Here is an 11,808-nt window from a genome sequence, read left to right as displayed (position 1 = left end):
ATTAATTATTTAGTTGCAAGTAAGTTTGCGAAGCGATTTTCAATAGATATTAAACAGCATGAGGGACTCAGTTATTTTTCATTTCCAAAAACTTTTATGATTGCAATGGCAGGACTTTTGCTTTTGTCTTTTCTGTTGAGCATATTGAAAATAAATGTCGGAGCAATACAGCTTAACTTATTTATGATTGTATTTGTAGCAATGTTTTTCCAAGGCTTTGCAGTTTTAAAATTTTATCTTGAAAAGTCTAACATGAGCAAGGCTTTTAGAACAATAGTATTAGTAATTGTATTATTTATGAGTGCAGGTTTATCTCAAGTGCTTGCAGTTATTGGACTTATAGATTTGGCTATAGATTTAAGAAAGTTAAGATAAAAAGTATAACTTATTTTTGGAGGTAATGATGGATAATAAAATGACTCCTAAGTTTTTGAAGGATGATAGCGTTATATATTTTATAGTGATTATTATCTTAATTTCTATTTTCATTATAGAAGGCATGTACATTTATGTGGGATTTGCAGGCTTAGTTCTATTAGGTGTGACTGCAATCACCGTCAGAAAACAAGTATTAAGAGAAAAAGAACTTAAAAATTATATAATCGAATATACAAAAAATATAGAAAATTTATCAGTGAATTCTTTTTATTATTCTCCATTGCCGATATGCATAATTGGTCCTGCAGGAAAAATGTTCTGGTTCAATAATAAGTTTAAGGAACTTGTCGGAGACAGGGTAGATAACATTGAAAATATCGAAGAATATGATACTGATTTTCCGTTGAAATCTATGGAAGGAAATAAAGAAGGAACAATAAACAATATAGAAATCAAGGAATCTAACAAAAGCTTCAATGTTATGTATTACGAACTTGAAGAAAAGAAGTTTGGAGAAGGGGTATCTTATGTTTGTTATTGGAATGAAATTACAGCATACACTAGTTTGAAAACAAAATACAATGATGAACGTTCCATAGCATTACTTGTTCAAATAGATAATTATGATGAAATATCAGAAAAATTGGATAAGGGTGAAAAATCTGCAATGACTGCAGAAGTTGAAAAGATACTTAACAAATATGCTTCTGAAATGAATGGATTTGTACTTAAATATGATTCAGCTAAATTTTTGATAATGATTGAAAATAAATTTTTGGAGTCATTAGAAACTAAGAAATTTTCAATGCTTGATGATGTTAAAGCTTTAAAAGGTGCAGAAGATTATAATTTTACTTTAAGTATCGGTGTTGGTGCTTACGCAAAAAATCTTACTCAGCTTATCGAATATGCTAAAGGAGCTTTGGATGTTGCTTTGGGAAGAGGTGGTGACCAAGCTGTTGTGAAAAGAATAAATTCTGTTAAATTTTATGGAGGAAAAAGCAAGGCGGTTGAAAAACGTACAAAAGTTAAGGCTAGAATTATTTCCTATGCATTAAGGCAGATAATTGATCAAAGTTCGAATGTAATTATTATGGGTCACAGGGTTGGGGATATGGATAGTCTTGGTTCTTCAATCGGGCTTTATGCCATAGCGAGAAGCAGGGGTAAAAAAGCTTATATAGTATTGAATAATGTAAATTATGCATTGAAAAATATGTATGAAAGAATGAAAAATGAAGAAAGCCACTACAAGGATGCAGTGATAAATATGGAAACTGCTATGGGTTTAATTGATCAGAATACATTAATTGTAGTTCTTGATACACATAGGAAAAGCTACACGGAATCACCTGAATTATTGAGCAAAATAGATAAAATAGTTTTAATTGACCATCACAGAAGAAGCGAGGAATATATTGAAAGTACATTGCTTGATTATATTGAGCCATATGCATCATCAACTTGTGAACTCGTTTCAGAAATAGTGCAGTACATGGATGACCATATAAAACTTACCAAATTTGAAGCTGATGCACTTATGGCCGGAATAGTAATGGATACAAATTCATTCACATCTAAAACAGGAGTGAGAACTTTTGAAGCAGCATCGTTCCTTCGAAGAAATGGTGCAGATACTGCGGATGTTAAAAAATTCTTCAGTGAAAGTCTGGATTCCATGAAAAAGAAAACCGAAATCATTGAGAGATCTGAAATATTTTTTGGCGATGTGGCAATATCATATATTGATGAAATTTCTGAGGATTCCAATGTAATAGCAGCTCAAAGTGCAGCCGAGCTTTTGATGATTAAAGATGTTAAATTGAGTTTTGTGCTTGTAAGAAACGAGAGTTACATTAATATAAGCGGACGTTCTCTTGGTGATGAGAATGTGCAAGTGATTTTGGAATATCTTGGTGGCGGAGGTCATTTGAATATGGCCGGTGCACAGGTTCAAACCCAAGACATGGAAGAAGCAAAAGCTAGATTGTGTGAAGCAATAACACATTATAAAAAGGAGAGCAAAGGCTTATGAAAGTAATACTATTAGAAGATGTTAAAAATGTAGGAAAAAAAGGAACAACTATTAATGCTAAAGACGGATATGCAAGGAATTTTTTATTTCCTAAAAACTTAGCTATAGAAGCAACACCTGTGAATTTAAAGAATCTGGAGAGTGCAAAAAAACAAAAAGAAGAAAGAGAAAAACAACTTTTCGAAGAAGCAAAGAAACTTGAAGAAGAACTGATGAAGTTTACTGTTGTTATAAAATCGAAAACAGGTGAAAACGGAAAGCTCTTCGGTTCAATAACAACTAAGGAAATAGCTGAACATTTGGAAAGCGAACATGGTTTTAGCTTTGACAAAAAGAAATTCGATTTGGAAGAGCCTATTAAATCTGTTGGTGAATATTTTGTGAAAATTAAACTTCATTCTATGGTGAATGCTAAATTAAAGGTAATTGTAACAGAAAAATAAGAGGTTTGATATGGCTGAAATAATGAATTTAGGAAAAGTTCCTCCCCATAATTCTGAAGCTGAACAGACAGTGCTTGCATCTGCTTTATTAGATCACATTGCAGTTGAAAAAATTGTGAATTTGCTAAATAATGATGATTTTTATTATGAAGCTAACAAAGAGATTTATGACAGCATTAAGCAAGTGCATATTCAGAACATCCCGGTGGATGTTCTTACTGTTTCTGAAGAACTTAAGAAAAGAGGAAAAATAGATTATATTGGTGGTTTTGAGTATTTGGCAGGACTTACTGAAAATATTATAACATCTAAAAATGTAGAAGCTTATTGCAATATTATAAGAGAAAAGTCGACACTTCGAAAACTTATAAGCGTTTCAAATGAAATAATTGAAAAAGGATTCAAAGAAAGCGACGATGTTCAGAAAGTTATAGAACTTGCTGAATCAAGAATATTTGCTATTTCTCAAAATAGAAGTATTAATTCTTTTGCAGAAATAAAAGATGTGCTGATGGAAGTGTTTAACCAGCTTGAAGAAAGAGCCATGAATAAAGGTAGCCTCACGGGAATTACTACAGGGTATGATGATTTGGACAGAATGACATCTGGACTTCAAAAATCAGACTTGATTTTGCTGGCTGCAAGACCATCTATGGGAAAGACTGCTCTAGCTTTGAACATTGCTATGAATGCTGTTAAGACGGGTGCTTCAGTTGCACTCTTCAGTCTTGAAATGTCCAAGGAACAATATGTGCAGAGAATCATCAGCACGGAATCCATGGTTGAAAGCACTAAACTTAGGACAGGCAATCTTGATGATGATGATTGGAGCAGACTTATATCTGTAATGAGTACTATTTCTTCCTATAAAATTTTTATAGATGATACAGCATCTGTCACTTTGTTTGAAGTAATGTCAAAGTGCAGACGTTTAAAAATTGAAAAAGGTCTGGATTTGATTATTATAGATTATCTTCAACTTATGACTGACGGCGGCAAAGGTGGAGATAACAGGCAGCAGGAGATTTCCAACATTTCAAGGGGTCTTAAAGCAATGGCAAGAGAGCTTAACTGCCCTGTAGTGGCATTGTCACAGCTTTCCCGTGCTCCTGAATTAAGAAATGACCACAGACCTATTATGTCTGACTTGAGAGAGTCTGGAGCTATTGAACAGGATGCTGATGTTGTAATGATGCTTTACAGAGATGAATATTACAACAAAGAAGAATCTGAAAAAAAGGGTATTACAGATGTTATTATAACAAAACAAAGAAATGGCCCTGTAGGAACGGTAGAACTTGCGTGGATAGGACAATACACGAAATTTGGGAATATACAGAAATAAAAATGAATAATGAATATTTAACAATGAACAATTAAGGTAAAAAAATTCAGGAAATAATCATCCTGAATTTTTATTTTTTATACCTAAATAAACTTTCAGACCTTGTCATTCTGATGGCGTATGCCCGAAGAATCTCATGTTAAAATAAAGTATGAGATCCTTCACTACCGTTCAGGATGACATAAAAGGTTTTGCCATTAATCTCATGATTTAATCTTTAAATTTTTCTTGCTATTATTATTTTAGTTCCTGGATTGAGGACATTATCTGTTGGCAAGTCGTTAAGTTCTTTTAAATAATTTATGGATAAATTATAATTTTTGGCTATATCCCAGATTGATTCTCCGGGCTGGACTACTCTGAAAATTAAGCTTGGCATTTTGCTGTGATCTACAGGGCCTGCTTCAGTAATATTGCTTATTACTGATAATTCATCTTTGTTCATGAATTTTAACTTTACATCAATATCGCAATTTACAACCACTGAACTGCTTCCTTTTCTGCTAGCTCTGCATTTGCTGATTTTTACGTCAGAATTAATTGTTTCTGCAGAATCTCCTTCTTGCAGGTCTATGGATGCAGTAAAAGGAAGTGAGCCGTATGCTCTGTCAATTTTATTTATGTCGCCGTTTAAATACAATATGTTCACATCCAAAAACCCATCAACTAAATAATTATCATCTGACAATCTTTTTTCTGAAATTTTAGGGCTTATATCTACAGTGTAAATATCTTTAATAGTTCCATCTAAAACGTCTAAGTTGTTTTCGAATTTTACAGTTTTATTTACAATGTCTTTTAACGAGCTTAAATTTACTTTTTGTGAATCAATACCAAGCAGCGATTCTGTGGAATAGCAATCCATTATTATATTTTTTTCAATTGTATCATATAGTTCGGTATTTACTGTGAAGGATAAATTGAATTCAATGAGTTTTTTCTCATTGTCATAATTATCTACTATTGAATATGTCATTTCATTTTGCGCAATGTTTATATCTTTTAAAGTAGCATCACCTAAATTTTTTACTTCTATATAGTGAGTAAATGGAAATTCTTCTGATATAAATCCTGTTGAGTTTAAGCTGTTATCTTCAGCATACAAAAATTCCACTTTGCATATTCCTTCTACCAACATCTTTTCTTCTAAAGTATCAATATTTGTTATATATATTTCGGAATCTGCTTTTAGTATTCTGGCTATTTCATCAGAAGATTTATTTAGTTCTACTGCATCTTTAATGGTTGCTTCTTCTGACAACTTAGATACAGCATCTGTATATTTAATATTTTTTGTTTTTGCCTGGAAACTCCCGTCTGATTCTAAGTTAGAAACAAAATTTATCGGGTGTTTATTGATTACATCTGTTTCAAGTATTATTACTGCTTTAACAGTAAAGCTTGTGCTTGTCAGTTGATCTGTGTCGATGTAGTCAATATAAGCATTTACCTGAGCATTCATATCGTCTGTTGCCCCTGCAACGTGAATATTTTCTGAAAATGGTATTTTATCTGACATGGAACATGCTATAGTTTCTTCATCGTTGGAACGATATATAATATTATAAATCAAATCTCCTTCAACAGTCACATTGTCAGCTTTTACTGAAGCATTGTGTATTTTAATTTTTCCTTCAGTTAATATTATTTTTTCTATATCAGGCAAGTTATCTTGAACAGTAAATTCGTTTTCTAATAAAACTTCAGTGGAACTTGAATCAATGATTTCATTAATATTAAAAGTATCGCTAAATAATTTAAACAAATTAAATCCTCCTTTAAGCTTATACAGTGTATCAGCATTCTTTTATAAATATATATGCATTATAAATTATCATAGTACAACTTAAAGGCAAAAAGGATAAAAATTTTTAAAAAAACAATAAAAAATTATTGACCTTTTATTTCTTTTAATATAAAATTGGTTAATGAATATTTATCTAAATTTGTTGTTTTTTTAATTCAATGTTTTTTGTGATAGCATAATAATATAGAAAAATTATATATTCTGAACTAAAAGAGACTAAAAAAAAAACCCCTTTTTTGTCTCTTTTTTATGTTTTAAAACAATTGCATTTATAACAATTTAGTAAAGGATTAAATAATAGAGAGCAGTATAAGAAATTATAGGTGTGCAGGAGGAGAAAATGCCAAAATATATTTTCATAACAGGAGGAGTTGTTTCTTCATTAGGAAAAGGGATTACAGCAGCTTCATTGGGAAGACTGCTTAAAGCCAGAGGTTTAAAAGTAACTTTACAGAAATTTGATCCTTATTTAAACGTCGATCCGGGAACTATGAGCCCATACCAGCATGGTGAAGTATATGTAACTGACGATGGTGCTGAAACTGATTTAGACTTGGGACATTATGAGAGAATTGTAGATATAGATTTGACTAAATATAGCAGTATTACGTCGGGTAAAATCTATTGGTCAGTTTTAAACAAGGAAAGAAGAGGAGATTATCTGGGAGGAACGGTTCAAGTAATTCCGCATATAACTAATGAAATTAAGTGTATGTTGAAAAGAGTTTCAACTGTTCAAGATGTTGATATAGTTATTACTGAAATTGGCGGTACAGTTGGGGATATTGAAAGTCTTCCATTTTTGGAAGCAATACGTCAAATTCGCTATGAAGTTGGTAGAGAAAATGTTATCTATATACATGTAACACTGCTTCCATATTTGCAAAAAGCAGGTGAGCTTAAAACAAAACCAACGCAACACAGTGTAAAAGAATTATTAAGTATAGGAATACAACCTGATATGCTTGTTTGTAGAACAGAAAAAGAATTAACCAGAGATTTAAAAGATAAAATAGCCTTGTTCTGCAACGTTGAAAAACAAAATGTTATACAAAATGCTGATGCAGATTCTTTGTATGATATTCCTCTCATGTTGGAAAAAGAAGGATTGGCAAAACTAGTTTGTGAGCGATTTGGTTTAGTATGTAAAGAGCCTGACCTTGAAGAGTGGAAAGGAATGGTTCAACGTTCTAAAAGTCCAAAACATTATGTGAAAATTGCATTGGTAGGAAAATATTGTGACCTTAGAGATGCATATCTTTCTGTTGCTGAAGCTTTGAAGCATGCAGGCATTGACAATTCAGCTAACGTAGAAATTGCTTGGATTCATTCAGAGAAAGTAAATGAAGAAAATTACAAGGAAATTCTAAAGAATCATGATGGTATTTTAGTTCCCGGGGGTTTTGGAGACAGAGGAATCGAAGGTAAAATCCTTGCTGCCAGATACGCAAGAGAAAATAAAGTTCCATTTTTAGGAATTTGCCTTGGAATGCAATTGGCCGTTGTTGAATTTGCAAGAGGAATTCTGGGGTATACTGATGCAGACAGCACTGAATTTAATGCTGAATCAAATTATCCGATGATAGATATTATGGATGAACAAAAAGATATAGAAAACAAAGGCGGTACAATGAGACTTGGAAGTTATCCTTGTAAGCTTATTGACGGAACAAAAGCGAAACAAGCATATGACGGTGCTGATTTAATCAATGAAAGACACAGACACAGATATGAATTCAACAATAAATTCAGACAAGTATGCGAAGAAAATGGACTAATTTTTTCTGGAGTTTCTCCTGATAACAAGCTTGTTGAAATAGTTGAATTGAAAGATCATCCTTGGTATGTAGCATCTCAGTTTCATCCCGAATTTAAATCAAGACCTACGAGAAGCCATCCGTTGTTTAAAAATTTTATAAAAGCTTCTATTGAAAATAAAAAAACAATTAAAGATTTATAATAAAAAGGGATGTTGCATTAATGCAACATCCCTTTTTGTGACAAAAAGTAATTTTCAACCTAGTCATTAAACTATTTATCTGCTATGCTTAATGTTCCAGCGTAAATGCTTAGTATCATTAAAATTTGAGGAGTGAAAAAAACAGAGTCAACCATTCCGTGTATCATGGTCATTGCCAGAACTGTCAGTGCTGTAATCCATATAGCATTATTTTGACTGTGTATTTTATTCCATAGTTTTTTTATCATTTTATAAAACATACTTAAAGAAATACTAAGACCTATTATACCTGTTTCAGTAAAAATTTGCAGGTATAAATTGTGGCAATGTTCAATATTTGGTTTTACAACATTTGAATATTGAGAAATGTGCTTAAATAATGTTCCAAATCCAATGCCTGTAATAAAGTTATCCTTTATGATTTCTATGCATGCTTTCCAGATTTCAAGCCTGTACATGAGGGAACTATCTTCTGCAGCTCTTCCAGGATCCATTCGTCCTATTCCTAAAATAATATCCATGCCGAAAATAGCTAAGGAAATTATAATAGCAAATTTTAAATATTTTTTATTGAATATGCTTCCGATTAAAAAAGCAATTATTAAGGAAATCCATGATGTTCTTGAAAAAGTAAAAAACAAGCATAAAATTCCTGTTAAAAAAACAAACCACTCTAAATTGATTTTTTTTAAATCTAAATTTGTGCAAACTATTAGAATTATGAAATTTATATAAAAACCTAAAATGTTGGGATTGAAAAACGTGGAATAAACTCTTCTGCTCAATTGATATTTATCTGCATCAACCCACTTGCCGGGCATTGTAAATTCGGGGCTGAAATATTGTGAAATTCCTATTATAAAAACAACTATAGATACTATATAAGTTAACTTTACAATTTTTCTTAAATCTGATGGATTTAATGATGTACTGAGTAAATAAAATGAATATAAACACAATACCATCATTATTCCGTAAATAGAGGAAATCAATTTATATTGGGAAAACAAAATTCCTATAAGGATATAAAAAAATATTAACTTAATTATTGTATTTTTTTCTGTTATGCTGATATTTTTTTTGATTGCTTGAACAATAAAAACTGCTGCAACAAACATATAAGCAGCAGGAATAAATATTACTGACAATATTAATAATAAAAATGGCTTGACATCTGTTTTGTTTAATAGTATTTCAGTATTAAATTTTTCGCTGTTTATTTCATAATTCATAATATTCCTCTTATTTTTAATATTAATTATATAAGTTGTAAATAAAATTCTTGGAATAATCATAATAATTCGACTTGTTTTTATAACAATGTTAACACATACGCATTATAATTTCAATGTTTATGAACAAAATGAATAATAAATAATATATATGTAATAATAAAAAGATATGAATTATTCTAAAGGGAGGTAGCTATGTTTGACTTTTTTAGCTCTATTTCAGTAATTTATTTGATTAATATTGCAATGGCTGTTGTTGTAATTTTTTTAGAGCGAAAAGATCCTACTGCTACCTTGGCATGGGTTATGGTTTTGTTGATTTTTCCGGGATTTGGATTCGTATTGTTTTTAATGCTGTCACAAAATTTCAGCAGAAAAAAATTATTTACAATGAAAATATATACTAAAAAAACATTTGGAGATTATATTAAAGTTCAACAAGACCTTTTCAATTCGGGTGGATTGATATTTAATGATACATATGTTGAGAGATTTAAGGATTTAATAAAAATGAATTTGTTTTTTCACAATTTCTCATACACTCAAAATAATGATGTGAGAATTTATACTGATGGACAGGAGAAATTTCGTGAATTGTTTGATTGTTTAGAAAACGCTAAGCAGCACATTCATATGGAATATTATATTATAAAAAATGATGATCTTGGAAATAAGCTTCTTGATATTCTTAAGAAAAAAGCTGAAGAAGGAATAGAGGTACGACTGATGTTTGATTCAGTAGGCGGAAGACGGATTAACAAGGAGAAAATTGAAGAGTTAAAAAAATCAGGAATGAAAGTTGCAATTTTCTTTGCAAGCAATTTTCCGTTTTTTAATTTCAAGGTAAATTACAGAAATCACAGAAAAATTGTTGTTGTAGATGGTAAAACAGCATTTATCGGGGGCTTTAACATTGGTGATGAATATATCGGATTGAACAAAAAAGTAGGATATTGGAGGGATACTCATTTAAAAATCGAAGGAGATGCAGTAATAGATTTGCAGACACGTTTTTTCCTTGACTGGGGTTATGTATATAAGGAAGATTTAATGTTTTTTCCAAAATATTTTCCTGATAATAAAAATAGCGGAAATATAGGAATGCAAATTATAAGCAGCGGACCTGATAAACTTGATGAAACAATTAAAAGTAATTATGTAAAAATGATAAATTCAGCAAAAAAAAGTGTTTTAATTCAAACTCCTTACTTTATACCTGATGCAAGCGTGTTTGAATCTATTAAAATTGCTGCAATGTCAGGAGTTGATGTGAAAATAATGATTCCTTGCAAGCCTGACCATCCATTTGTATATTGGGCAACATATTGGTATTGCGGTGGTCTTTTGCAGTATGGTGTAAAAATATATACTTATGAATATGGTTTTTTGCATGCCAAGACACTTGTAATTGACGGAATTGTATCATCAGTCGGCACAGCTAATTTTGATGTTAGAAGTTTTAAACTGAATTTTGAATGCAATGCATTGATTTATGATACAACAATTTCAAATATGTTGCAAAATATCTTTACGGAAGATTTGAACTATTCGTTGGAACTAACAAGAGAATTGTACCTTGAGAGAGGAATTATAATCAAAATTAAGGAATCAATCTGTAGATTATTGGCACCCATTCTATAATTATATTACATTGATATTTAATTCTTATATTGATATAATATGTTATATATAAAACTTAAAAATCAGGTGGTTACATGAAAAGATATTTTGTAATATACAATCCTTCATCCGGAAAAGAACTTGCTGCACAGAAAATATTTCATGTTGCTGAAACAATTATGGAAATTGAAGATGTAGAATTTACATTTTATGCAACAAAGAAAAAAGGCGATGGACAAACAGCTGCAATACATGGATGTGAGAACGGATATGATATGATTATTTCCTGCGGAGGAGATGGAACTGTTCATGAAATAGTCAATGGTATTATGAAAAGCTCAAGAAAATCAAAATTGGCCATATTGCCGGCAGGAACAGTCAATGATTTTGCGGAGCAACTTAAGATGCCAAAAGCTTGTGCAAATTTTGCTTCTCTGATTTTAAAGCAAAGTTTTAGAACAATAGATGTTGGTAAATTCAATAATGATTATTTTATAAATGTGGTTGGTGGAGGAGCTTTCACAAGCATACCACACAATGTTACAGTTGAAGCTAAAACAATTCTTGGAAAGTATGCATATTATATTCGAGCTGCTGTTCAAGTACCCGGAGAGTTAGATAATACACATAACATTACCTATGAAATTGATAATACGCAGTATAAAATCAATACACTTCTTTTTCTTATTATTAATTCAGCCGGTGCAGGCGGATTTAAAAATCTATGCCCAAATGCAAAACTTAACGATGGATTTTTGGATATAGTTATTTTTGAAAAAACAAACAACGCTGAATTGCTTCAAATTTTCACAAAAGTGTTTAACGGACAGCATATAACACATCCAAAAGTTCACTATTATCAAGGTAAAAATATAAAAATAAGTTCGGATTTAGATTTATCTATTGATACTGATGGTGATTTTGGTGGTTTTGCACCGGCTGAAATATCTTCTGTACATAATGCTATCGAATTGCTGGTTCCTTAATG

At 31.1% G+C, this 11,808-nt stretch carries 9 protein-coding genes; 7 read left to right on the top strand and 2 right to left on the bottom strand.

Features of this window, described 5'->3' with window-relative positions; genetic code table 11:
* The 4 genes from SA378_RS08975 to dnaB form a co-directional block, all read left to right on the top strand.
* The coding region (locus tag SA378_RS08975) for a DUF2232 domain-containing protein (protein ID WP_318525650.1) at positions 1 to 375 on the top strand (375 nt) is incomplete at its 5' end.
* Between the two features lie 28 nt (positions 376 to 403).
* The gene (locus SA378_RS08970; RefSeq protein WP_318525649.1) at positions 404 to 2,413 is read left to right on the top strand and encodes a DHH family phosphoesterase; all 2,010 of its coding nucleotides are present in this window, start codon (positions 404 to 406) and stop codon (positions 2,411 to 2,413) included.
* Positions 2,410 to 2,856, top strand: coding sequence for a 50S ribosomal protein L9 (gene rplI, locus SA378_RS08965; protein ID WP_318525648.1), 447 nt, complete (start codon positions 2,410 to 2,412; stop codon positions 2,854 to 2,856). The genes SA378_RS08970 and rplI overlap by 4 nt, the downstream gene beginning before the upstream one ends.
* A gap of 22 nt (positions 2,857 to 2,878) precedes the next feature.
* Positions 2,879 to 4,201: a replicative DNA helicase gene (dnaB, locus tag SA378_RS08960; RefSeq protein ID WP_318525652.1), complete on the top strand. Its 1,323-nt coding sequence runs from the start codon at positions 2,879 to 2,881 to the stop codon at positions 4,199 to 4,201.
* A 217-nt stretch (positions 4,202 to 4,418) separates the two neighbouring features.
* Here the strand turns inward: dnaB and SA378_RS08955 are convergent, their stop codons facing one another.
* A complete protein-coding gene (locus tag SA378_RS08955) occupies positions 4,419 to 5,966 on the bottom strand; it encodes a DUF3794 and LysM peptidoglycan-binding domain-containing protein (protein WP_318525647.1) in 1,548 nt (515 codons plus the stop codon).
* 382 nt (positions 5,967 to 6,348) lie between these two features.
* Between SA378_RS08955 and SA378_RS08950 the strand changes: the two genes are divergently transcribed.
* Positions 6,349 to 7,968: a CTP synthase gene (locus tag SA378_RS08950; protein WP_318525646.1), complete on the top strand. Its 1,620-nt coding sequence runs from the start codon at positions 6,349 to 6,351 to the stop codon at positions 7,966 to 7,968.
* Between the two features lie 71 nt (positions 7,969 to 8,039).
* On the opposite strand, the gene SA378_RS08945 is transcribed toward SA378_RS08950, so the two are convergent.
* Positions 8,040 to 9,200, bottom strand: a complete 1,161-nt coding sequence (locus tag SA378_RS08945; protein WP_318525645.1) for an O-antigen ligase family protein — start codon at positions 9,198 to 9,200, stop codon at positions 8,040 to 8,042.
* Between the two features lie 195 nt (positions 9,201 to 9,395).
* On the opposite strand from SA378_RS08945, the gene cls reads away from it, so the two are divergent.
* Together cls and SA378_RS08935 are read left to right on the top strand one after the other, a co-directional pair.
* On the top strand, positions 9,396 to 10,841 hold the full coding sequence (cls, locus tag SA378_RS08940) for a cardiolipin synthase (protein ID WP_318525644.1): 1,446 nt from the start codon (positions 9,396 to 9,398) through the stop codon (positions 10,839 to 10,841).
* Positions 10,842 to 10,915: 74 nt separating this feature from the next.
* Positions 10,916 to 11,806, top strand: a complete 891-nt coding sequence (locus tag SA378_RS08935) for a diacylglycerol/lipid kinase family protein (protein WP_318525643.1) — start codon at positions 10,916 to 10,918, stop codon at positions 11,804 to 11,806.
* Positions 11,807 to 11,808: the final 2 nt, after the last annotated feature.

The sequence above is a fragment of the Sedimentibacter sp. genome, assembly GCF_033447055.1.
Taxonomy (GTDB): domain Bacteria; phylum Bacillota; class Clostridia; order Tissierellales; family Sedimentibacteraceae; genus Sedimentibacter.
This window is presented reverse-complemented; position numbering and strand designations above follow the sequence as displayed.

Bases quoted from the DNA above. Each gene is read 5' to 3' on its own strand.
- SA378_RS08950 (WP_318525646.1), top strand. From the start codon at position 6,349: ATGCCAAAATATATTTTCATAACAGGAGGAGTTGTTTCTTCATTAGGA.
- rplI (WP_318525648.1), top strand. From the start codon at position 2,410: ATGAAAGTAATACTATTAGAAGATGTTAAAAATGTAGGAAAAAAAGGA.
- SA378_RS08935 (WP_318525643.1), top strand. From the start codon at position 10,916: ATGAAAAGATATTTTGTAATATACAATCCTTCATCCGGAAAAGAACTT.
- dnaB (WP_318525652.1), top strand. From the start codon at position 2,879: ATGAATTTAGGAAAAGTTCCTCCCCATAATTCTGAAGCTGAACAGACA.
- SA378_RS08945 (WP_318525645.1), bottom strand. From the start codon at position 9,200: ATGAATTATGAAATAAACAGCGAAAAATTTAATACTGAAATACTATTA.
- SA378_RS08970 (WP_318525649.1), top strand. From the start codon at position 404: ATGGATAATAAAATGACTCCTAAGTTTTTGAAGGATGATAGCGTTATA.
- cls (WP_318525644.1), top strand. From the start codon at position 9,396: ATGTTTGACTTTTTTAGCTCTATTTCAGTAATTTATTTGATTAATATT.